Origin of the sequence: Paraburkholderia sp. FT54 (genome assembly GCF_031585635.1) — a bacterium.
GTDB lineage: Bacteria > Pseudomonadota > Gammaproteobacteria > Burkholderiales > Burkholderiaceae > Paraburkholderia.
Genome location: NZ_CP134195.1, coordinates 3,634,828 through 3,658,006, shown reverse-complemented (window position 1 = coordinate 3,658,006; position 23,179 = coordinate 3,634,828). Strand labels below are relative to the sequence as shown.

21 protein-coding genes are annotated in these 23,179 nt (G+C 63.3%); 12 read left to right on the top strand and 9 right to left on the bottom strand.

The annotated features are described in order from the left end of the window. Positions 1 to 92 precede the first annotated feature (92 nt). The 4 genes from RI103_RS16825 to RI103_RS16810 are packed head-to-tail and all read right to left on the bottom strand — an operon-like array spanning position 93 to position 3,924. On the bottom strand, positions 93 to 839 hold the full coding sequence (locus tag RI103_RS16825) for a PqiC family protein (RefSeq protein ID WP_310813044.1): 747 nt from the start codon (positions 837 to 839) through the stop codon (positions 93 to 95). Beyond that, positions 836 to 2,494 carry an MlaD family protein gene (locus tag RI103_RS16820; protein WP_310813043.1) on the bottom strand — a complete coding sequence of 553 codons (1,659 nt, stop codon included), beginning with the start codon at positions 2,492 to 2,494 and terminating at the stop codon, positions 836 to 838. The genes RI103_RS16825 and RI103_RS16820 overlap by 4 nt, the downstream gene beginning before the upstream one ends. Continuing rightward, a complete protein-coding gene (locus RI103_RS16815; RefSeq protein ID WP_310813042.1) occupies positions 2,487 to 3,137 on the bottom strand; it encodes a paraquat-inducible protein A in 651 nt (216 codons plus the stop codon). Before RI103_RS16815 ends, RI103_RS16820 begins: the two co-directional genes overlap by 8 nt. A gap of 7 nt (positions 3,138 to 3,144) precedes the next feature. Beyond that, positions 3,145 to 3,924 (bottom strand): paraquat-inducible protein A, encoded by a 780-nt coding sequence (locus tag RI103_RS16810; protein ID WP_310813041.1) that lies wholly within the window; start codon positions 3,922 to 3,924, stop codon positions 3,145 to 3,147. A gap of 402 nt (positions 3,925 to 4,326) precedes the next feature. Here RI103_RS16810 and RI103_RS16805 point away from each other — a divergent pair, with 402 nt between their 5' ends. The 4 genes from RI103_RS16805 to RI103_RS16790 all read left to right on the top strand — a co-directional run bounded on the left by RI103_RS16805 (position 4,327) and on the right by RI103_RS16790 (position 7,653). Next, positions 4,327 to 4,887: a cytochrome b gene (locus RI103_RS16805; protein WP_310813040.1), complete on the top strand. Its 561-nt coding sequence runs from the start codon at positions 4,327 to 4,329 to the stop codon at positions 4,885 to 4,887. 8 nt (positions 4,888 to 4,895) lie between these two features. After that, entirely contained in the window at positions 4,896 to 5,459 is a 564-nt protein-coding gene (locus tag RI103_RS16800) for a YceI family protein (protein WP_310813039.1), read from the top strand. Between the two features lie 67 nt (positions 5,460 to 5,526). Next, positions 5,527 to 6,096, top strand: coding sequence for a YceI family protein (locus RI103_RS16795; protein WP_310815263.1), 570 nt, complete (start codon positions 5,527 to 5,529; stop codon positions 6,094 to 6,096). 279 nt (positions 6,097 to 6,375) lie between these two features. Further along, positions 6,376 to 7,653: an MFS transporter gene (locus tag RI103_RS16790; protein WP_310813038.1), complete on the top strand. Its 1,278-nt coding sequence runs from the start codon at positions 6,376 to 6,378 to the stop codon at positions 7,651 to 7,653. A gap of 128 nt (positions 7,654 to 7,781) precedes the next feature. Here the strand turns inward: RI103_RS16790 and secF are convergent, their stop codons facing one another. From secF to queA, 5 genes are all read right to left on the bottom strand, one after another. After that, positions 7,782 to 8,732, bottom strand: coding sequence for a protein translocase subunit SecF (gene secF / locus RI103_RS16785; RefSeq protein ID WP_310813037.1), 951 nt, complete (start codon positions 8,730 to 8,732; stop codon positions 7,782 to 7,784). Between the two features lie 18 nt (positions 8,733 to 8,750). Continuing rightward, on the bottom strand, positions 8,751 to 10,814 hold the full coding sequence (gene secD / locus RI103_RS16780) for a protein translocase subunit SecD (RefSeq protein WP_310813036.1): 2,064 nt from the start codon (positions 10,812 to 10,814) through the stop codon (positions 8,751 to 8,753). 129 nt (positions 10,815 to 10,943) lie between these two features. Then, the gene (yajC, locus tag RI103_RS16775) at positions 10,944 to 11,273 is read right to left on the bottom strand and encodes a preprotein translocase subunit YajC (RefSeq protein ID WP_007179286.1); all 330 of its coding nucleotides are present in this window, start codon (positions 11,271 to 11,273) and stop codon (positions 10,944 to 10,946) included. Positions 11,274 to 11,471: 198 nt separating this feature from the next. Continuing rightward, on the bottom strand, positions 11,472 to 12,686 hold the full coding sequence (gene tgt / locus RI103_RS16770; RefSeq protein ID WP_310813034.1) for a tRNA guanosine(34) transglycosylase Tgt: 1,215 nt from the start codon (positions 12,684 to 12,686) through the stop codon (positions 11,472 to 11,474). Between the two features lie 152 nt (positions 12,687 to 12,838). Further along, positions 12,839 to 13,897, bottom strand: a complete 1,059-nt coding sequence (gene queA, locus RI103_RS16765; protein ID WP_310813033.1) for a tRNA preQ1(34) S-adenosylmethionine ribosyltransferase-isomerase QueA — start codon at positions 13,895 to 13,897, stop codon at positions 12,839 to 12,841. Between the two features lie 148 nt (positions 13,898 to 14,045). On the opposite strand from queA, the gene recG reads away from it, so the two are divergent. The 8 genes from recG (at position 14,046) to ubiA (ending at position 23,037) form a co-directional block, all read left to right on the top strand. Further along, a complete protein-coding gene (recG, locus tag RI103_RS16760) occupies positions 14,046 to 16,484 on the top strand; it encodes an ATP-dependent DNA helicase RecG (RefSeq protein WP_310813032.1) in 2,439 nt (812 codons plus the stop codon). A 169-nt stretch (positions 16,485 to 16,653) separates the two neighbouring features. Further along, positions 16,654 to 17,789 (top strand): IS3 family transposase gene (locus RI103_RS16755; protein ID WP_310812323.1). Its coding sequence is split into 2 segments (ribosomal slippage): positions 16,654 to 16,912 and positions 16,912 to 17,789, totalling 1,137 coding nucleotides; the frame shifts between segments, so codons are not numbered across the junction. Between the two features lie 489 nt (positions 17,790 to 18,278). Then, positions 18,279 to 19,238 (top strand): LysR substrate-binding domain-containing protein, encoded by a 960-nt coding sequence (locus tag RI103_RS16750; protein ID WP_310813031.1) that lies wholly within the window; start codon positions 18,279 to 18,281, stop codon positions 19,236 to 19,238. A 178-nt stretch (positions 19,239 to 19,416) separates the two neighbouring features. Continuing rightward, on the top strand, positions 19,417 to 19,554 hold the full coding sequence (locus RI103_RS16745) for a hypothetical protein (protein ID WP_310813030.1): 138 nt from the start codon (positions 19,417 to 19,419) through the stop codon (positions 19,552 to 19,554). 75 nt (positions 19,555 to 19,629) lie between these two features. Next, positions 19,630 to 21,081, top strand: coding sequence for a catalase (locus tag RI103_RS16740; RefSeq protein WP_310813029.1), 1,452 nt, complete (start codon positions 19,630 to 19,632; stop codon positions 21,079 to 21,081). Positions 21,082 to 21,167: 86 nt separating this feature from the next. Further along, entirely contained in the window at positions 21,168 to 21,317 is a 150-nt protein-coding gene (locus tag RI103_RS16735; RefSeq protein ID WP_310813028.1) for a hypothetical protein, read from the top strand. A gap of 161 nt (positions 21,318 to 21,478) precedes the next feature. Continuing rightward, positions 21,479 to 21,976 carry a Dps family protein gene (locus tag RI103_RS16730; protein ID WP_310813027.1) on the top strand — a complete coding sequence of 166 codons (498 nt, stop codon included), beginning with the start codon at positions 21,479 to 21,481 and terminating at the stop codon, positions 21,974 to 21,976. Between the two features lie 197 nt (positions 21,977 to 22,173). Next, positions 22,174 to 23,037, top strand: coding sequence for a 4-hydroxybenzoate octaprenyltransferase (ubiA, locus tag RI103_RS16725; RefSeq protein ID WP_310813026.1), 864 nt, complete (start codon positions 22,174 to 22,176; stop codon positions 23,035 to 23,037). Positions 23,038 to 23,179 lie beyond the last annotated feature (142 nt).

Sequence of the window (23,179 nt, the reverse complement as noted above, 5' to 3'; positions counted from 1 at the left end):
TAGGTGCCGCCCCGCACAGGGGCAACGCCATAGACCACCGTGAATTCAAGGAAAGGCCAACAGCCCCCTACCCACACCCAAACCAGAAGCCTTCAACTCCCAGCAACAGCAGCACCACCATCAGAAGGACAAGCCGGCACACCCACGACGGAAGCTTTGCCACCGGAAACCGCCCCCTTCCCCTGCGGAGCAGCAACAGGAGCAGCAACCGCCATAGCCTGTACAGCAGAAGCCACCTGCATGGAGATCCGCTGCAACGCCCGCCGATGCCCCTCGACCAGCGCGTCATAGCCACCGCCAACCGGCTCGCTCACCACGCTTCGACAAGTCATGATCGATGCGCTGCGCACAGCCCGCACACTCCACACGGCGTCGATCAACGCATGCGACCCCGGCCATGACTCGAACCGCTGCACATTCATGCTGACGCGGTAGACCGGCGTCGCATCCGGATAGGCCGTGCCGTACACATCGATCGTGCCTAGCTGCTGCGTCAGACTCGTAGACAGCGCACGACGGATTTCGTCGCCGGGCAACGAAGCCCAACGCTCCTGCTCGAGTACCTGAACTTGCGTCGGTCCCGTCTGCACGACGAGCTGATTTCTGGTCACCTGCGGCGGCACGTCGACCGGTGCGACTTCGATCAACCATGGCGGCGCAGCCGAGGTCCGGGCGCTGACCGGCGCGGCCGAACCAGCGGCACTATCGGCGCCCAGCGTGTAAAAGCGGCTCGACGGCGACGAGCACGCCGCCAGCGCCGCCAGTCCGGCCACAGCGCCGGCAACGACGGCGCCGCGCACGAGCCCGCGCGGCGGGCGGGGGAGCCGGGCAAACATCATGGTTTATCTCCTGTTTTACCGCGCAACAGCGATTCGGGATGACGCTCCAGATAATCCGACAGCGCGTTCAACGACTGCAACGTGCGCGTCAGTTCCTGCAACGCCTGGTGAACATCGGACTGCAACGGCGAGTCCTGCTGCAACGTCGCCTGGGCCGAACCGAAGGTTTGCTTCGCCGCCGCGAGCGTGTCGCGGGCCTGCGGCACGACTTCCTTGTCGAGTCGCGTGAAGAGCTGATCCGCGTTCTTCAGCGCGCTGTTCAGGTTGTTGCCGATCTGGTCGAACGGCACCGCGTCGAGCTTCTTCGCAATGTCGGCGACCTGGAGTTGCAACTCGTCGAGCGTGTTCGGGATCGTCGGCAGTTCGAGCGGATCGCTCGCCACGTCGACGGTCGCCGGCGGCGCCTTCGGGAAGATATCCACCGCCACGTACAACTGGCTCGTAATCAGATTGCCGGTGCGCAACTGACCACGCAGACCGTGCTTGACGAGCTGTTGCAGCATGGTTTGACCCGCCAGGCTGCCCGCTGCCGGCGCGGTTTCGCGGAAGCGCTTGCCGAGGCGGTCGGGGTACAGGTTCATCGTCACCGGCATGGTGAAGCTGCGCGTCTTCGGATCGTAGTCGATACCGATATTGGTCACCTGGCCCAGCACGATGCCGCGGAAATCGACCGGTGCGCCGATCGACAGACCACGCAGCGACTGGTTGAAGTTCATCACCACGCGCAGTGGCACGCCGTCCGGTTCGCGCATCGCGTCCGCTTCGTCGGAGCCGAGGCGGAACGTCATGTTGTTCGGCGCCTGCGCGCCCACGCCCTGACCCGGCGGCGACTGGAACGACAAGCCGCCCACGATCACCGTGGCAAGCGACTGCGTGTTCAGCTTGAAGCCGCTGGAATCGAGCCGCAGATCAACGCCGCTCGCATGCCACCAGCGCGAATTGGTGCCGACGTACTGGTCGAACGGCGCGGACACGAAGACCTGCATGGTCACGCCGGTGCCGTCCTTGTCGAGCGAGAAGCCGACCACCTGGCCGACCTGCACGCGCCGGTAGAAGATCGGCGAGCCGATGTCGATCGAGCCGAGCGAGTCGCCATGCAGAACGAACTGGTGGCCCTTCTGGTCGCCGGTAATCGGCGGCGGCGTTTCGAGGCCGACGAAATTCTTCTCGCTATCCGGCGAATGCCCGGCGTCCGCGCCGATGTACGCGCCCGAGAGCAGCGTGGTGAGACCCGACACCCCGCTCGCGCCGACGCGCGGCCGCACCACCCAGAAACGCGAGTCCTTGACCGCGAAGTCTTCGCCTTCCTTGGTCAATTGCACTTGCACCAGCACGTGCGACAGATCTTTCGACAGCGTGATGGTCTTCACAGAGCCGACGTCGACGTCCTTGTACTTCACCTTGGTCTTGCCGGGTTCGAGGCCTTCGGCGCTGACGAAGCTGATTGTGATGGTGGGGCCTTTCTCGGTGACCGATTTGATCACGAGCGCGATGCCGATCAGCGCGGCGATCAGCGGAATCACCCAGACGAGCGAAGGCAGCCAGCGGCTGCGCGGTTCAATTTCAGGTTCCGGGAGTTGGGGCGGCAGCTTCGGTCCGTTCGAATCGTTGCGCGGCGCATCGGAGGCGGGCGTCGGTTCTTGCGGGCTAGTCATGTTTGAGATCCTGAGGTTTTTGGGTGCTGCCGTCCACGGGGTCCCAGATGAGTCGTGGATCGAATTGCATGGAAGCCATCATGGTCAGAATCACCACCGAGCCGAAGGCGATCGCGCCGGGGCCGGCCGTGATGACGGCAAGCGATTTGAAGCGCACCAGCGCGACGGTCAGCGTGACGACGAACACGTCGAGCATCGACCAGCGGCCGATCCGTTCGACCATCCGGTAAAGCGTGGTGCGCTGGTCGGGCCGCCAGCGCGAGCGGCGCTGCGCCGTGACGGTGAGCAGCACCAGCACGCTCAGCTTGAGCATCGGCACCATGATGCTGGCGATGAACACGATCACCGCGAGCGGCCAGTCGCCCGAGGTCCAGAAATAGACGACGCCGCTCATGATGGTGTCGTCTTCGGAACCGAGCAGCGACGAGGTGTGCATCACCGGCAGCAGATTCGCGGGAATATACAGCAGCGCCGCGGCGATCAGCAGCGCCCAGGTGCGCATCAGGCTGTCGGGGTTGCGCGAGTGCAGGCGCGAGCCGCACCGTGCGCAGTGCTGCGGCGTGACGGAGCGGATGCGCGGCTCGACGCGTCCGCACGCATGGCAGCTGAGCAGGCCCGAGCGTTTCGCGGTGACGTATTTCATGGCGTGCTCATCCTCGACGTGGCACCGGCGGCACGGCCGGCGGCAAGTCGGACGGCGCGGCGCTCCGCACATCGGGCGCCGCCGCGGTGTCCACTTCGGGCGGCGCGGGCGGCCCGGCGACCGAACTGACGGCGGCCGCCGCGCTATCGGCGGAGGTGCGCGGCAGCGGCCGCTGGTTGCGGGCGCCGAGTTCGTCGGCGAGGTCCCACAGAATGCGCGGATCGAACGTGACTACCACCGCGAACATCAGCGTCAGCACGCCGAACGCGAACAGCGCCGCTTCGGGAATCACGCGCGCGAGGCTCACCATCTTCACGATCGTGATCAGCACGCCGAGCATGAACACTTCGATCATGCCCCACGGGCGCACGAACTGAATGGCGCGCAGCACCTGATTGAAGGCGGGCGGCACGTAACCCGCGCGCAGTGGGATCAACACGTAGAGCAGCGCGACGAGCTCAGTCAGCGGAAACAGAATGGTCGAGCAGAACACCATGATCGCGACGATCTGCATCTCCTCGCCCCACAGCGCGACGAGCGCGCCGAACAGCGTGGTCTGCGAGGTGATGCCGCTGGTTTCCAGTTCGACGATCGGGAAGCCCTGCGCGATCAGGAAAGTGATCAACGCGCCCAGCGTCATGGCGCTGATGGCGTCGAGCTTGCGGGACACGCCGCGATAGAGCGTCGCGCCGCAGCGCGGACAGCGCGCGACCGTGCGTCCGACAAGCCGCGGCTTGTGGAACAGCGTATCGCATTCATGGCACGCGATCAGATTGTCATGTTCCATAGGGCAAAGGCCGGCGGTGTGAGGGGAAGCGTGCAATGCCCGTTCTATGGCAGGTCTGATAAAAAGGTGGAGCAATAGTACCAAAACGCGCCCGGCCGTCGCACGGCCGTTGCACCGAGGCCGGACGGGGAGCCGAGGTGGCCGTCGCCATGGTTGATCCTACATGGATTCTGACAGCCTCCGTCCCCAATTGTTCAATGCGGGCGCCATGTGCGCTGGAGCGGCCGGTACGCGGCACCGCGGAGGGCCGCAGCCAGTTTGTTCCGATTGGGGTAGCATGGCCGCCTTGGCGCGTCCCGCAGCAGGCATGGTTCGATCGTACGCGCCGATGCGCTGCGCATCGGCACCTGGAATAGCAGGGCGGGTTGCGCCGTTAACCTCTCTTAGCTTGCGTTGACTGTCATGGCACTCAATCCTTCATTCGGCAGCCGGGAGTCGTACACGCGGACTGCCATCGCCTTGCATTGGTTGATCGCGTTGCTGATCGTGTGCGGCTTCGCGCTCGGCTGGGTGATGACCGATATCCCGGGCTTCACGCCCACCAAGCTGAAGTATTTCTCGTGGCACAAATGGATCGGCGTGACGGTGTTCGCGCTCGCCGTCCTGCGCATTCTGTGGCGCGCCACGCACGCGGCCCCCGTCATGCCGCGCCGCATGCCGGTCTGGCAGCGCGGTGCCGCGCATCTCGTGCATCTGCTGCTGTACGTGCTGATGATCGCGATTCCCGCCTCCGGCTATCTGTACAGCTCGGCGGCCAATGTGCCGGTGGTGTACCTCGGGCTGCTTCCGCTGCCGCGCTTGATCGCGCCGGATCCGCATCTCAAGGAGCTCCTGAAGAACGTGCATATCGCGCTGAATTACACCCTGCTCGTGCTGGTCGCGTTGCACGTCGCGGCCGCGCTCAAGCATCAATGGCTGGATCGCGACGGCCTGCTCTCGCGCATGCTCCCTTTCCTCAAATAAGGACAATCATGAAGGTCTCGTTTTATCGCTACATGCTCGCCGCTTTTGTCGCGGCCTCGCTGACGATGGCCGGCAGCGCCATGGCGCAAGTCGACGTCGCGAAGAGTTCGGTGACAGCCACGTCCAAGCAGATGAACGTGCCGGTGGAAGGCAAGTTCGGTAAATTCACCGCGCAGGTCAAGTTCGACCCGGCAAAACCGGCCGACGGCACCGCGCAGCTCAGCATCGACGCGGCCAGCTACGATCTCGGCGACGAAAGCTACAACGACCAGGTGCGCGGCAAGGATTGGTTCGATGCGAAGACGTATCCGACCGCCACCTTCGTCTCGAGCGCGATCGCGCCGGCCGGCGGCAACCAGTTCAAGGTGACCGGCAAGCTGACCATCAAGGGCAAATCGCAGACGGTGGTGGTGCCGGTCACGGTGTCCCAGCAGGGCGCCGTACAAACCTTCGACGGTTCATTGCCGATCAAGCGCTCGCAATTCGACATCGGCACCGGCGAATGGAAAGACACCTCGGTGGTCGCCGACGAGGTGGTCATCAAGTTTCATATCGTTGCAGCACGCAAGTGACGTTTGCCGCGCCGTTCGGGCGCGGCAGTTTTTTCAAGAACCCTAGGAGCGTGAATTGAAAACATCCATGTTGATCGCCGTCGGCGCGCTGGCTTCTTCTTGCTCGTTCGGCGCGTTTGCGGCCGCCGATACCTATCAGCTCGACCCGACCCACACGTATCCGAGCTTCGAGGCGGATCACTTCGGCGGCCTCTCGGTGTGGCGCGGCAAGTTCACCAGGAGCTCCGGCACGGTCACGCTCGACCGCGCGGCCAAAACCGGCACCGTCGACGTGACGGTCGATCCGGCGTCGATCGACACGGGCAACGGCAAGCTCGACGAGCATCTGAAGTCGAACGAGTTCTTCGACGTCGCCAAATATCCGTCGGCGACTTACAAGGGCACCGACATCAAGTTCGACGGCGACAAACCGGTCGAAGTGGTCGGCAGCCTGACGATGCACGGCGTCACCAAGCCGCTGAATCTGAAGATCGAGTCGTTCAAGTGCATGCAGCATCCGATGCTCAAGCGCGAAGTGTGCGGCGTGGAAGCGAGCGCGCATTTCAGCCGCGCCGATTACGGCATGGATTTCGGTGCCAAATATGGCTTCAGTATGGATACCAAGCTGCATATTCAAACTGAGGGCATCAAGCAATAAGCGCTTTAAATGCGCTTCTTGAGCCTTAGGCATTGAATCGCGCGGCCGCTGCACCGCAACAGAAAACCGCTTCGTTCGCCTTCGCGACGAAGCGGTTTTTTATTGGCCGTCTGGAACGCCGGAAGCCTTATGCGGCGGCACGGCGCAATTTCGCACTCGCGTTGGTTTAATTTTTCGGGTACATAGAGCGCAGGCACTGTACTGGTTGTGCGCGCATCCAGTCAGGCATTCAGGCGTCCAGCCAACATGAATAATATTTCGCGCGATTTGGAGATCTGCATGAATGCAACGACGGCGGCAAGCCTGGCGGGGAGCCGGCAGAATTCGTGGCGCGCGGTGATCGCGGCCTCGATCGGTAATGCGTTGGAATGGTTCGATCTGGTGGTGTACGGTTTTTTCGCGGTGATAATCGCGAAGCTCTTTTTCCCGGCCGGTAACGACACGGTCTCGCTGCTCCTCACGCTCGGCACGTTCGGCGTGTCGTTCTTCATGCGCCCGCTCGGCGCGATCGTGATCGGCGCCTACGCCGACCGCGCCGGCCGCAAGGCCGCGCTCACGCTCTCGATCCTGTTGATGATGGCCGGCACGCTGATCATCGCGATCCTGCCGACGTATCAGAGCATCGGCCTCGCCGCGCCGGTGATTCTCGTGTTGGCGCGTCTGATGCAGGGCTTTTCGGCGGGCGGCGAGTTCGGCAGCGCCACCGCCTTTCTTGCGGAACACGTGCCGGGGCGGCGCGGCTTCTTCGCGAGCTGGCAGGTGGCGAGCCAGGGGCTCACCACGCTGCTTGCCGCCGGCTTCGGCGTGCTGCTCACCGGCAAGCTCTCGCCGGAACAGATGGGTTCCTGGGGTTGGCGCGTGCCGTTCTTCTTTGGTCTTCTGATCGGGCCAGTCGCCTGGTACATCCGCACGAAGCTCGACGAGACGCCCGAATTCCTCGCGGCCGAAACGACCACGACGCCGCTGCGCGATACCTTCGCCAGCCAGAAGCTGCGCCTCCTGATTGCGATCGGCGCGGTGGTGCTGGGCACGGTGTCGACGTATCTGGTGCTGTTCATGCCGACATTCGGCGTGAAGCAGTTGGGGTTGGCGCCCTCGGTCGCGTTTGCGGCGATCGCGCTGACCGGCGTGATCCAGATGGTGTTCTCGCCGCTGGTCGGCCATCTGTCGGACCGGCACGGGCGCACCACGATCATGCTGGCGTCGGCGCTGCTGCTGCTTGTCCTCATCTACCCGGCCTTCGTGTATCTGGTCGCGCATCCGACTTTCGGCACGTTGATCGCCATGCAGATCGTGTTCGGCTTTCTGATGACCGGGTATTTCGCGGCGTTGCCGGGTCTGCTTTCGGAGATGTTCCCGGTGCAAACGCGCACGACCGGCATGTCGCTGGCTTATAACATCGCCGTGACGATCTTCGGCGGCTTCGGGCCGTTTATCATCGCGTGGCTGATCAGCGTTACGGGTTCGAAGGCCGCACCGAGTTACTACTTGATCTTCGCCGCGATCGTGAGCCTCGTCGCGCTGATGGCGGCGCGTCGCAAGCTCGGCTTTCGCTGAAGCGCGCAGCGCCTGTTGCCGCTGTGGGATAGCGCAGCGCGACGCCGCAGAAGGGCGGCGGTAAACGCAAAAGGCCGGTTCGTGATGAACCGGCCTTCTTTATTGCGAGGTCTGACGCTACAGCAGGATCAGACTTGCGCGCCTGCGTTCGGATCGTCCGCGTCGGTGCGTTCCTTCTTGTCCTTGATCAGATCTTCGCGCTTCACGCCGAACCACATGGCGAGCGCCGCGGCGACGAACACCGACGAGTAGATACCGAACAGAATACCGACCGTCAGCGCCAGGGCGAAGTAGTGCAGCGTCGGGCCGCCGAACAGGAACATCGACAGCACCATCATTTGCGTACAGCCGTGGGTGATGATGGTTCGCGACATCGTGCTGGTGATCGCGTGGTTGATCACTTCGATCACGGTCAGCTTGCGCTCGCGGCGGAAGGTCTCACGAATCCGGTCGAAGATAACGACCGATTCGTTCACCGAGTAGCCGAGCACCGCCAGCACCGCGGCCAGCACCGACAGCGAGAACTCCCACTGGAAGAACGCGAAGAAGCCGAGAATGATGATCACGTCGTGCAAGTTCGCGATTACGCCGGCCACCGCGTACTTCCACTCAAAGCGGAACGAGAGGTAGATCACGATGCCGACCACCACGCAGGCCAGCGCGAGCAGGCCGTCGGTGGCGAGTTCCTTGCCCACCTGCGGGCCGACGAACTCGACACGCTGCAGTTGCACCTGCGGCGTCTCGGCCTTCAGCGCGGTCATCACCTGGTCGCTCTGTTGCGCGGACGTATAGCCTTGCTTGAGCGGCAGACGGATCAGCACGTCGCGCGAGGTGCCGAAGTTCTGCACCTGGGCGTCGGCGTAACCGAGCTTGCCCAGCGTGCCGCGCACCGGCTCGAGCGGCGCGGCGCCCGGATACTGCACTTCGATCACCGTACCGCCGGTGAACTCCACCGACAGATGCAGCCCGCGATGCAGCAGGAAGAACACAGCAGCAAGGAACGTCAGCAGCGAGATGGCGTTGAAAATCAACGCACGCTGCATGAACGGAATGTCTTTGCGAAAACGGAAAAATTCCATGGTCTTGTTCTCCGGGACTCAGCGGGATGAACCCGGTTTCTGCGGCGTATTCGTCGTATTCGACGAACCCTGCGCGTTACGGCGGCGCACGGTCGGCTTGCCGGCCCGCGCCTGCGCGACCGCTGCCTTGGCCTTCGACGGCTTGGCGGCAACCGCGGCGACAGCCTGCGCGGTGTCGGTCGCGGCGTCTTCGCTGCCAAGGTAAGCGGCCGAGCCTGCGGGCGCCGTCTCCGGACGCCACACCTGACCGATCGCCAGCGACTTCAGCTTCTTCTTGCCGCCGTACCAGAGGTTGACGATGCCGCGCGAGAAGAACACGGCCGAGAACATCGACGTCAGTATGCCGATACAGTGCACGATCGCAAAGCCGCGCACCGGCCCTGAGCCGAACGCGAGCAGTGCGATACCGGCGATCAGCGTGGTGACGTTCGAGTCGAGAATCGTCGCCCAGGCGTGCGCGTAGCCGTTCTGGATCGCCAGTTGCGGCGGCGCGCCGTGGCGCAGTTCTTCACGCACGCGTTCGTTGATCAGCACGTTGGCGTCGATCGCCATACCGAGCGCGAGCGCGATAGCCGCGATACCCGGCAAGGTGAGCGTGGCCTGCAGCATGGACAGCACGGCGATCAGCAGCAGCAGGTTGACCGACAGGCCGATCATGGAGATCACGCCGAACAGCATGTAGTACGCGATCATGAAGACGGCGATCGCCGCGAAGCCCCACACCACCGAGTGGAAGCCCTTCTTGATGTTGTCCGCGCCGAGGCTCGGACCGATCGTGCGTTCTTCGATGATGTCCATCGGCGCGGCCAGCGAACCGGCGCGCAGCAGCAGCGCGAGGTCGGCGGCGCCTTGCGGCGTGGCCTGGCCGGTGATCTGGAAGCGGTCGCCCAGTTCCGACTGGATCGTTGCCACCGTCAGCACTTCGCCCTTGCCCTTTTCGAACAGCACCATGGCCATCGGCTTGCCGATGTTGTCGCGCGAGATGCTGGCCACCGCGCGGCCGCCGGCCGAATCGAGACGGATGTTGACGGAAGGACGTTGATGCTCGTCGAAACCCGCCGACGCGTCGATGATCCGGTCGCCCGTGAAGATGATCTGCTTGCGCAGCAGCACCGGCGTCTGGTTGCCTTGCGTGAACAGCTCGTCGCCCGGCGGCACCGGATCGTTCGGATTCGGATGCGTGTTGACCGGATCGGCGAGGCGCGCTTCGAGCGTGGCCGTGCGGCCGATGATGTCCTTCGCCTTCGCCGTGTCCTGCACGCCCGGCAGTTCGACCACGATGCGGTCCGAGCCTTGCTGCTGGATCACCGGCTCGGCCACGCCGAGTTCGTTCACGCGGTTATGCAGCGTGGTGATGTTCTGCTTGAGCGCAGCGTCCTGCACGGCTTTCTGCACCTCCGGCGTGAACGTGCCGACCAGTTGCACGCCGCCGTCCGGGCCGGGCTGCGAAGCCCACTGGAGTTCGGCGATGCCGCGGCTCAGCTGCTTCGACGCGGTGTCCGCCGTGGCCTGGTCGGCGAAATTGATCACCACCGACTGGTTGACGCGGTTCACGCCGCCGTCGCGGATGTTCTTGTCACGCAGCAGCGTGCGCGCGTCCGAAGCGTCCGAATCGAGCTTCTTGTTCAGCGCGCCGGCCATGTCGACCTGCAGCAGGAAGTGAACGCCGCCGCGCAGATCGAGACCGAGGTACATCGGCAGCGCGTGCAAGGCAGTCAGCCAGCGCGGCGACGCGCTTTGCAGATTCAGCGCCACGACGAACTGTGGGTCGGTCGGGTCGCTGTTCAGCGACTTCTGCAGCAGGTCCTTTACGCGCAGTTGCGTGTCGGTGTCCGGCAAACGCACGCGGATGTTCGCGTTGGTCGCGGAGTTGTCGAACGTGACGTCGTCCGGCTTGATCTGATTCGCGGCGAGCGCGGCTTCGACAGCCGACAGCGTGGTCGAGTCGAGCTTGACCGTTGCCTTGCCGCTCGACACCTGCACCGCCGGCGCTTCGCCGAACAGGTTGGGCAGCGTGTACACGAGGCCGATGACCAGAGCCACCAGCATCACGGCGTATTTCCAGAGGGGGTAACGATTCATGAGTGGTCCAACGGGAAGGTTGGCTTGGAAGCGATGCGTCCGGCGATGAGCGCGGGCGGTTCACGGTGCGCTGCCCGTGGTGGTGAGTCTACCGCCGGCGAGGCCGCGCCGGACGCGAGAGAGCAGGCCTTACAGCGACTTGATCGTGCCCTTCGGGAGAATCGTCGTGACCGACGCCTTTTGCACGGTGATTTCCGTGCCTTCCGAGATTTCGACGCCGACGTAAGCCTCGCCCACCTTGGTCACCTTGCCGACGATGCCGCCATTCGTCACCACTTCATCGCCCTTGGCCATGGCGGCGAGCATGTTGCGATGTTCCTTCTGGCGCTTCATTTGCGGGCGAATCATGATGAAGTACAGCACGCCGAACATCAGGATCAGCGGCAGGAAGCTCATCAGGTTCGATTCAATGCCACCTGTTGCTGTGCCTTGGGCGAAGGCATTGGAAATGAACGACACGTTGGTCTCTCCGTTATAAGTCAAAACGATCAAAAAAATCAGCCGGTTATTCTACCACCGGCCTGACGCGCCTCGGCACGGCGAATCGGCTTTGCGATCAACCGTTTAAAGCCTTTTTCGCCGTCCTCGAAAGTTGATTGTAAGGTTTTCCGCGCGCGGCCGACTGGATTCTTCGGCTGAATCCGTCGGTCCGCGTCGTCATGGCGCCTCGGCGGTGCCCCGCGCGCGGTTCTCGTGGAAGCGTTTGCGGAAGGGTTCGAACATTTTCGCGCCGATCGCGTCGCGGATTTCCTGCATCAGCTCAAGGTAGTAGTGCAGGTTGTGGATCGTGTTCAACTGCGCACCGAGGATTTCCCCTACACGATGCAGATGGTGGAGGTAGCCGCGCGTGAAATTTCGGCAGGTGTAGCAGCCGCATTGCTCGTCGAGCGGGCGCAGCGAATTCTTGTGCGTGGCGTTGCGGATCTTGATGTCGCCGAAACGCGTGAAGAGCCAGCCGTTGCGCGCGTTGCGGGTCGGCATCACGCAGTCGAACATGTCGACACCGGCCGCCACGCCCGCCACCAGATCTTCCGGCGTGCCGACGCCCATCAGATAGTGCGGCTTGTTGGCCGGCAGCTTCGGGCCGATGTGGTTCAGGACGCGCATCATGTCTTCCTTCGGCTCGCCGACCGACAGCCCGCCGATCGCCAGACCATGGAAATCCTTCTCCGCGAGTCCCGCCAGCGACTCCTCGCGCAAGTCTTCGAACATGCCGCCCTGAACAATGCCGAACAGCGCGTTCGGGTTGCCCAACCGCTTGAATTCGTCGATGGAGCGCTGCGCCCAGCGCATCGACATGCGCATCGAATCGGCCGCTTCCTTGTGCGAAGTGGGCACGTTGTTGGTCGCGTATGGCGTGCATTCGTCGAACTGCATGACGATGTCGGAGTTCAGCACTTTCTGGATCTGCATCGACACTTCGGGCGACAGGAACAGTTTGTCGCCGTTGATAGGCGACGCGAACGTGACGCCATCTTCGGTGATCTTGCGCAGATCGCCGAGCGAGAACACCTGGAAGCCGCCCGAGTCGGTGAGGATCGGTTTTTTCCAGCCCATGAAGCCGTGCAGGCCGCCGTGCGCCTCGATCGTTTCCAGACCCGGACGCAGCCACAGGTGAAAGGTGTTGCCGAGGATGATCTGCGCGTGCATTTCCTCCAGCTCGCGCGGCTGCACCGCCTTCACGGTGCCGTAGGTGCCGACCGGCATGAAGATCGGCGTTTCCACCACGCCGTGATTCAGCGTGACGCGGCCACGGCGGGCCTGCCCGTCCACGCCGAGCAGTTCGAAATTGAGGCCGTTGTCGGGGCGAACATGATCGCGGAGGTAAGCGCCGTGGTCGGCGCGCGGGCTAACGGAATGACCATCGGTCATGAAATAACTCCTGTGCTACCGGAAGACAGTCCGGCGCAATGTTGAACCGCCGCCGGAAAAGTTCGCGGCGGCTTGGGGAACTGCGAAAACGTTGCCGGGACGTGTCGGTCGTGGGCTTCCGGGCGTCTCAACCATCCAGCGTCGAGCTCGTCTCATCCGTCGCGCCGGGTCAGCAGCATTGCGTCGCCGTAACTAAAGAAGCGGTAACGCTGCTCGATCGCATGGCGATATGCCTCGCGAATCGTTTCGACGCCGGCGAAGGCCGACACCAGCATCAGCAGCGTCGATTTCGGCAAATGGAAATTGGTCACCAGCCGGTCGACCACGCGGAATTTATAGCCCGGCGTGATGAAGATGTCGGTTTCCGTGCTGGCGGCGGCGAGTGGACGGCCCGCGGTTTCGGCGTCGCGCGCGGCGGCTTCGAGCGCACGCATCGAGGTCGTACCCACCGCGATCACGCGGTTGCCGCGCGCGCGTGTCGCCGCGATCCTGTCGGCGAGCGATTGCGGCAGGTGATACCACTCGCTGTGCATCTTGTGCTCGGCGAGATTCTCGACCCGCACCGGCTGGAACGTGCCCGCGCCGACATGCAGCGTCAACGTCGCGCGTTCCACGCCTTTGGCGTCGAGGCGGGCCAGCAGCGCCTCGTCGAAATGCAGGCCGGCCGTGGGCGCGGCGACCGCGCCCGGATTCTGCGCGAATACCGTTTGATAGCGGGTTTCGTCGGTCGCGTCGGGGTCGTGCTCGATGTAGGGCGGCAGCGGCAGGCGGCCGAACTGCTCGATCAGCGTCAGGCAGTCACCGGGGAAATGCAGCGTGTAGAACGGCTCGACGCGTTCGCCGACCGTGACGTCGAAGGCATCCGCCAGCCGGATCGTGGTGCCGGGCTGCGGGCTCTTGCTCGCGCGGATCTGCGCGAGCGCCGTGCGCTCGCCGGTGAGGCGCTCTACCAGCACTTCGATCTTGCCGCCACTGGCCTTCTGGCCGAGGAAGCGCGCCTTCAGGACTTTGGTATCGTTGAAGACCAGCAGATCGCCGGCCGCGATGCACTCGGGCAGTTCGGCAAAGCGGCGGTCGATCAGGCGCGCCGGGCCGGTGGCGTCGGCCGGATGGTCCACCTCGAGCAGGCGGCTGGCGCTGCGCTCGGGCAGCGCGGCTTGCGCGATCAGCTCGGGAGGCAGATCGAAATCGAAATCGGAAAGCGTCAACATGCGAACGACTGGAAGCGAAATGAAACTGAATTGAGCCGAAGCCGGAGCCGGGCGGCTATGATTGCGGGACGCCAGAGCGGCCCGCGAGCCCGCGCGCCGTATGGCAGCGAACCCTTTGACAGCCGATATTGTACTTGCGAAGCAGCCCATGCCTTTGTCCGACCGCCGATTGCCCTCCGCTACCGATGAAGTGAGCGCCGAGCCCAGGCGCCGCGGCGCGCGGGGCAAGGCGGTGGCGGAGGTGAGCGACGCGGGCTTGGCTGTACGTGCGGACGTCGAGCAGAGCGCTGAAAAAGCCGCGCGACAAATCGGCGAACCTGATGGCAAGCCAGTCGGCGAAGTTGGCGACAAACCCGCCGGCAAACCCGCCGACAAATCTGGCAACGAGCACGCCGACAGCCTTGCCAACCAATCCGCCGACAAACTTGCCGCCGAAGCCGCCGGCATATTCGGCGACAAACCCGCCGGCAAGCCCGCGCCCAAAGCCGCCGCGAAATCCTCCACGAAGCCCGCGGCCAAACCCGTCGAAAAAACCGCCGACAAGCTCGCCAAACTCGGCCTCACACGCGACATCGACCTCGTGCTGCATCTGCCCATGCGTTACGAGGACGAAACCTCGCTGACGCCGATCGGGCATCTGCTGCCGGGCGGCGTCGCGCAGACCGAAGGCGTGGTGTTCGACAACGAGATCGCTTACCGTCCGCGCCGTCAGTTGCTGGTTAAGCTCCACGACGACGCCGGCGACGAACTCGTGCTGCGCTTTCTGAATTTCTACGGCTCGCAGGTCAAGCAGATGGCGATCGGCGCGCGGTTGCGGGTGCGCGGCGACGTGCGCGGCGGTTTCTTCGGCATGGAGATGGTGCATCCGGCCGTGCGCGTAGTCGACGAGGACACGCCGCTGCCGCAAGCTCTGACGCCGGTCTACCCGAGCACGGCGGGCGTGACGCAGGCGTATCTGCGCAAATCGATCGATAACGCGCTCTCGCGCACGTCTTTGCCGGAGTTGCTGCCCGAGGCGGTCGCGCGCACGTTCATGGAGCCGCTTGGCGTGCCGTCGCTGATGGACGCCGTGCGCACGCTGCATCATCCAGGTGTGCAGTCCGATGAGACCGCGTTGATCGACGGCACGCATCCGGCCTGGGTGCGCATCAAGTTCGAGGAATTGCTCGCGCAGCAGATGTCGCTCAAGCGCGCGCACGACGAGCGCCGCACGCGCGCGGCGCCGGCCATGCCGCGCCGCAAGCTGGGCGACGAATCCGCGCTGGTGGCGCGCTTGCTGAAGGCGCTGCCGTTTTCGCTGACGGCGGCGCAGGAGCGCGTCGGCGGTGAGATCGCGCTCGACCTGACCCAGCCTCATCCGATGCAGCGGCTCTTGCAGGGCGACGTCGGCAGCGGCAAGACGATCGTCGCCGCGCTCGCTGCGGCCCAAGCCATCGACGCCGGCTATCAGGCCGCGCTCATGGCCCCGACCGAAATCCTCGCCGAACAGCACGCGCGCAAGTTGCGCGGCTGGCTGGAGCCGCTCGGCGTGAGCGTCGCGTGGCTGGCCGGCAGTCTGAAGACCAGGGAAAAGCGCGCCGCGATCGAAGCCGCCGCGCTCGGCACGGCGCAACTCGTGATCGGCACGCACGCGATCATTCAGGACGCGGTCGAGTTCGCGCGTCTCGGGCTCGTGATCGTCGACGAACAGCACCGCTTCGGCGTGGCGCAACGGCTTGCGTTGCGCGCCAAGGCGCAGAACGCCGCCGACGGCGCGCGTGACTTCCAGCCGCATCAGTTGATGATGTCGGCGACGCCGATCCCGCGCACGCTCGCGATGACGTATTACGCCGACCTCGACGTTTCGACCATCGACGAACTGCCGCCCGGACGCACGCCGATCCTGACCAAGCTGGTGTCCGATGCGCGGCGCGAGGAGGTGATCGGTCGCGTGCGCGAGGCCGCGTTGACGGGGCGGCAGGTGTACTGGGTGTGTCCGCTGATCGAGGAAAGCGAGACATTGCAGTTGCAGACCGCGGTCGAGACGTATGAGACGCTGGTGGCTGCGTTGCCCGAGCTGAATGTCGGTCTCGTCCACGGACGTCTTGCGCCCGCTGAAAAAGCGGCGGTGATGGATGCGTTCACTCGCAACGAGGTGCAGTTGCTGGTGGCGACGACGGTGATCGAAGTGGGTGTCGATGTGCCGAATGCGTCGTTGATGGTGATCGAGCATGCGGAGCGGTTTGGGCTTGCGCAGTTGCATCAGTTGCGCGGGCGCGTGGGGCGAGGGAGTGCGGCGTCGGTTTGCGTGCTGCTTTATACGGGGCCTTTGTCGATGACTGCGCGGGCGCGGCTGCAGACCATGCGGGAGACGACTGACGGTTTTGAGATCGCCAGACGGGATCTCGAGATTCGTGGTCCGGGGGAGTTTTTGGGGGCTCGGCAGTCGGGAGCGGCCATGCTCAGATTCGCCGATCTTCAGAATGATCAGTGGCTGATCGAGCCCGCGCGGGAGGCTGCGGCGGTTTTGTTGGAGAAGTTTCCTGAGGTGGTGTTGCAGCATCTGGCGCGGTGGCTGGGGGCGCGGGAGCAGTATTTGAAGGCATGAGGGTGGGTGGTTTTTTGCCTGCGGCGCGGGGCTGGGTTCTTTAGGGCTTTGGCCTTTCCTTGAATTCACGGTGGTCTATTGGCGTTGCCCCTGTGCGGGGCGGCACTGTAGTGATCCAATGGCTCTGGACACCTCTAAAGGGGATAATTCTCCAACTGAGGTGAGAGACATGGGCAGACGGAACCTGACTGACGAATTCAAGGCAGAGGCAGTGCAACTGGTGGTTGGGCAGGGTTATTCGATCACCAGGGCTTGCGAGGCGCTGGGCGTGGGCGACTCGGCTTTGCGGCGCTGGGTGGCGCAGTGGCGTGCGCAGCAGGCTGAGCCGCCACGCAGCGACATGCAGATCCAGCGCGACCAGCGACGCATCCGTGAGCTGGAAGCGCGCGTGATGGAGCTTGAGCGGGAGCGCGAGATACTAAAAAAGTCTACGGCCTTCTTCGTCAAGGAAATGGATCGCTCCTCGAAGTGATCCGTTCGCTGAAGAAGGCCTGGCCGGTGAGTCTGATGTGCCGTTTGCTGAAAGTGCCGCGAAGCAGCTATTACGCCTTTGCTGCGCGGCCACGCAAACCAGTCGCATCGCCTCCACTGCTGAAGGCCGTGCGTCAGATTCACAGCGAAAGCCGCAGCAGTTACGGCAGTCGCCGGATGGCGCAGGCACTGCAGCAGCAGGGTTACGCGATCGGACGCTACCGGGCGCGTTCGCTGATGCGCGAGGCGCAACTGGCTGTGGCCAGGCGGCGAACGCACCGGTACCGCAAGGCCGGGGGTGAAGCCCTGATTGCACCTAACCTGCTTGAGCGGCAATTCGAGCCGGGCGCGATCAACCGGGTATGGGCGGGCGATATCACGTATGTGAGAACGCGTCAGGGGTGGTCCTATCTGGCCATCGTGATGGATCTGCACTCGCGCCGCATCGTAGGCTGGGCGTTCGCCTTGCAGGCGGATACGGAACTGGTCATCCAGGCGCTACAGCAGGCCCGGCAGAAGCGGCGCCCGGCAGCGGGGCTGATGTTCCACTCCGATCAGGGCTGCCAGTACACGAGCGAGCGCTTTGTGAGCGATCTGAAGGCGAACGGGATCGTCCAGAGCATGAGCAGAAAGGGCAATTGCTGGGACAACGCGGTGGTCGAGCGCTTCTTCAGAAGCCTGAAAAGTGAATGGATTGGCGAACAGGAATACGGCAGCCACGAAGTCGCCCGCCGCGACATCGCGGGCTACATCGCAGACTTCTACAACTACCGGCGCATTCATTCGGCGGCAAACAATTTGCCTCCAGTGCGATACGAAACTTCGATTTATTGAAAAACCTCTTTGTGGGTGTCCAAAGAGGCTTGACCACTACACTTTAGAGGTGTCCAGAGCCATTGGACCACTACAGTGCCGCCCCGCACAGGGGCAACGCCAATAGACCACCGTGAATTCAAGGAAAGGCCAAAGGCCAAAGGCCAAAGGCCAAAGGCCAAAGGCCAAAGGCCAAAGGCCAAAGGCCAAAGGCCAAAGGCCAAAGGCCAAACCCCAAACCCCAAACCCCAAACCCCAAACCCCAAACCCCAAACCCCAAACCCCAAACCCCAAACCCCAAACCCCAAACCCCAAACCCCAAACCCCAAACCCCAAACCCCAAACCCCAAACCCCAAACCCCAAACCCCAAACCCCAAACCCCAAACCCCAAAGGCCAAAGGCCAAACCCCAACCAGCGCCCCGCGCAAAAAAGCCCAAACAGTTGGCGAACCGACCCTATAGGTGTATAACTAGAACCTATCAAACTCATCGCACTGATTGGTCCCCTAATGACGCTCACCGAATTGAAGTACATCGTCGCGGTCGCTCGCGAGCGGCACTTCGGCCGGGCCGCCGAAGCGTGTTTCGTCAGCCAGCCGACTCTGTCGGTGGCCATCAAGAAGCTCGAAGACGAGCTCAACGTGCAGATCTTCGAACGCGGCACGAGCGAAGTGAGCGTCACGCCGATCGGCGAACAGATCGTCACGCAAGCTCAACGCGTTCTCGAGCAGACGCTCGCCATCAAGGAAATCGCCAAACAGGGCAAAGACCCTCTGGTCGGGCCGCTGCGCCTCGGCGTCATCTACACGATTGGGCCGTATCTGCTGCCCACGCTCGTCAAGCAGATGATCAAGCGCGTCCCGCAAATGCCCTTGATGCTGCAGGAAAATTACACGCTCAAGCTGATCGAACTGCTCAAGCAAGGCGAAATCGACGTCGCCATCATGGCGCTGCCGTTTCCGGAGACGGGCCTGATGCTGCGCCCGCTGTACGACGAGCCTTTCGTGGTCGCCTTGCCGTCGGGTCACGCCTGGGAAAACCGCCTGAAAATCGACGCCGACGATCTGAAGCAGGAAACCATGCTGCTGCTCGGCAGCGGTCACTGTTTCCGTGACCACGTGCTGGGTGTCTGTCCCGAACTGATGCGCTTTTCGCAGAACGCGGACGGCATCCAGAAGACCTTTGAAGGGTCGTCACTGGAAACCATTCGTCACATGGTGGCGAGCGGTGTCGGCATTACCGTGCTGCCGCGCATGTCCGTGCATGAAGTGAAGCCGCACGCCGGCGGCATCGATTCGGGGCTGCTCAGCTACGTCGCTTTCGACGAACCCGTGCCGGATCGGCGCGTCGTGCTGGCCTGGCGCAAAAGCTTCACGCGCATGCCCGCCATCGAGGCCATTTGCGACGCCATCAGTTCCTGTGATCTGGAAGGCGTCAAGAAGCTCGAATTGCCGGTCGCCGTCAACTGACAAACACATCTGAACGCCGGCTCGCTGCCCACGTCCAGCGACCGGCCCGGCGCCTACCCAAGGAGCCGCCAGCTGCAAATCCTATCGGATAGATAAAATTAATCAAAGACGGTAATTCGATAGCATTGTTATAGTTTCCTCCATGGATCGCCCGATCCCATCAGACCCGGAGGAAATCATGACCCGATCGAAGCTGCAACGAGTCCCCGCCCTCGCCAAACAATCGGCCGTCGCGTTGCGCGGTCTTGTCGCTTCCATGCTCCGCGTGCGTACCGCCGCTTTCTCCCTGCTGGTCGATCGGGCCTTGTCCGCATAACGCATGACCGCCGGCATCCGTGCGCCGCGCCTCTCCCCACCATCCGTTTCGATAGAAGCCACCCAGGAGTCTCGCATGTCCGAACGTAAGCTCACCAATGCCGCCGGCGCACCGGTCGCCGACAACCAGAATTCGATGACCGCCGGCGTGCGTGGTCCGGTTGTTTTGCAAGACGTCTGGCTGCTCGAAAAACTCGCGCACTTCGATCGCGAAGTGATTCCGGAACGCCGTGTTCACGCCAAAGGTTCGGGCGCGTTCGGCACGCTGAAGGTCACGCACGATATCTCGCGCTACACGAAGGCGAAGGTGTTCGCGGAGGCCGGCAAGGAAACGCCGCTTTTCATGCGTTTTTCGACGGTTGCCGGCGAGCGTGGCGCGGCCGACGCCGAACGCGACGTGCGTGGTTTCTCGATCAAGTTCTACACGGAGGAAGGCAACTGGGACGTGGTGGGCAACAACACGCCGGTGTTCTTTATCCGCGATCCGCTGAAGTTTCCGGACTTCATTCACACGCAAAAGCGCGACCCGTACACCAACATGCGCAGCAATATCGCCGCCTGGGATTTCTGGGCGCGTCATCCGGAATCGCTGCATCAGGTGACGATTCTGATGAGCGACCGCGGCATTCCGCAGAATTTCCGTCAGATGCATGGCTTTGGCTCGCACACGTACTCGTTCATCAACGCCGACAACCAGCGTTTCTGGGTGAAGTTCCATTTCAAGTCGATGCAAGGCATCGAGAACTTCACCGATGCCGAAGCGGCACAAGTGGTCGCGCAAGACCGCGAAAGCGCGCAGCGCGATCTGATCGGCAACATCGACGCGGGCAATTTCCCGAAGTGGCGCTTCGCCATTCAGGTGATGCCGGAAGCGGAAGCGGCAACGTATCGCTTCAATCCGTTCGACGTCACGAAAGTGTGGTCGCAGAAGGACTATCCGTTGATCGACGTCGGCACGATCGAGTTGAATCGCAACGCGGCGAACTATTTCGCGGACGTGGAGCAGGCGGCGTTCACGCCGGCCAACGTGGTGCCGGGTATCGGCTTCTCGCCGGATCGCCTGTTGCAAGGCCGGCTGTTCTCGTACGGCGACACGCAGCGCTATCGCCTCGGCATCAACCATCACCAGATTCCGGTGAATGCATCGCGCGTGCCGAGCCCGCATTCGTTCCATCGTGACGGTGCGATGCGCACGGATGGCAACCTCGGCGGCAACGTGAATTACGAGCCGAACCGGTTCGGCGACTTCGCGCAGGACGCCAACGCGTCCGAACCGCCGCTCGCGGCGGGCACGGTGGACCGCTACGATCATCGCGCGGACGACGATTACTACACGCAGGTGGGCATGCTGTTCGCGCTCTTCGATGCGGCTCAGCGCGAGCGTCTGTTCGGCAACATCGCACGCCATATCCGCGGTGTGCCGCAGGAGATCGTTGCGCGTCAGATCGAGCATTTCCGTCGCGCCGACCCGGCTTACGCGCAAGGCGTGATCGCCGCGATGGCCGACCTCGCGGAACGCGACAAGTAAGCAGCATTCGAGCAGTTAAAGTGATGCAGTAAGGCGGGACGCAATTGTGTCCCGCTGGTACCGATACGAACCGAAGGAGCACGATCATGATGCAGATGATGATGGCTGCGCTGGGCGGCACGTCAGCCACACGCAGCGCGCGGCAGTACGCATTGATGGCGCGCAAGGCAATGGGTTTTGCGATCGTCGCAAGCGGGCTCGCGGTGATCGCCGCGCAGGCGTTGCAACACGCCTAGGCGCTGATCGAAGCCGGGCACGTGGATGTGGCAAGCGGCCACGCGTCAGACAAACGCGGCGGCTTTCTAAGCTAAACTGTCGAGCGTTCGAGCTATCGAGCTTGCTATTCGCAGACCGCCACTTTGCCGACCGGTTCGTATCACTCTTCAAAGGAGTCATCATGGCCAAAAAAGAAGCCGCAGCAGCCATACAGCACGTCAATATCGGGATCAGCGACAAGGATCGCAAGAAGATTGCGGAAGGTCTGTCGCGCCTGCTCGCCGACACCTATACGCTGTACCTGAAGACCCACAATTTCCACTGGAACGTGACGGGTCCGATGTTCAACACGCTGCACCTCATGTTCGAAACGCAGTACAACGAGCTGGCGCTGGCGGTCGATTCGATCGCTGAGCGGATTCGTGCGCTGGGCGTGCATGCGCCGGGCAGCTACAAAGATTTCGCCAAGCTGTCGTCGATTCCGGAAGCGGACGGCGTGCCGCCCGCGGAAGAAATGATCCGCCAACTGGTGGAAGGTCAGGAAGCCGTCGTGCGTACCGCGCGCGCGATTTTCCCGTCGACGGAAGCCGCCAACGACGAGCCGACCGCCGACCTGCTGACGCAACGCATGCAAACGCACGAAAAGACCGCGTGGATGCTGCGCGCGATGCTGGCTTAAGCATGAGCTGAGTGCGCATGGCGCCGCGTTTCGGCGTCGGCGTCCGCGCTTGAAGTGCGATAACCACAAAGCCTCCCTGCACGGGAGGCTTTGTTTTTTGCGGTGCCGGCCTGGTCAGCCCTGCCCGCCCGAAAGCGGGCCGCCGTCGGCATCCCGTAAAATAGCCGCACCGTCTTCGCACTTCACCGACTCCGCCCATGTTCGCTCGACTTCCCCTGTATCTGCGCCTCGTGCGCATGGACAAGCCGATCGGCAGCCTGCTGCTGCTGTGGCCGACGCTCAACGCGCTGTGGATCGCCTCCGCCGGTCATCCGACGTGGCCGCTGCTGGTGATTTTCATCGTGGGCACGGTGCTGATGCGCTCGGCCGGCTGCGCGATCAACGATTACGCGGATCGCGACTTCGATCGCTACGTGAAGCGCACGGAGAATCGTCCGATCACGTCGGGCAAGATCAAGGCGTGGGAAGCGGTGGCGCTGGCGGCCGCTTTGTCGCTGCTCGCGTTTCTGCTGATTCTGCCGCTCAATACGCTGACCAAGGAACTCTCGGTGGCGGCGCTGTTCGTCGCCGGTTCATATCCGTTCACCAAGCGGTTCTTCGCGATTCCACAGGCTTATCTGGGAATCGCGTTCGGCTTCGGCATCCCAATGGCGTTCGCCGCGATTCAGAACCACGTGCCGCTGCTCGCATGGGTGATGCTGCTGGCTAACGTGTTCTGGTCGGTGGCGTACGACACCGAATACGCGATGGTCGACCGCGACGACGACATCAAGATCGGCATCCGCACGTCGGCGTTGACGTTCGGCCGCTTCGACGTGGCCGCGATCATGCTTTGCTACGCGGTGACGCTGGGGATCTACGTCGGGATTGGCGTGATGCTCGGCTTCGGCTTGCTGTACTGGCTGGGCTGGGCGGCGGCCGCGGGCTGCGCGATCTATCACTACACGCTGATCCGCGACCGTGAACGGATGGCGTGCTTCGCCGCGTTCCGGCATAACAACTGGCTGGGCGGCGCGCTGTTCGTCGGTATTGCCGCGCATTACGCGGCGGGCTCGTTTTAATGATTCTGCGCGGTTTTGACGCCAGTTTTGCGTTTCTATCCCGTAGGCGCCGCAGCGGCTTGAATTGAAGCGCCGCGGCGTTCAGTTTTGCAGCGCTGCGTTCTTCGCGCTTGCGGCGCAATAGAGGCCGCTCCGGTTCGAT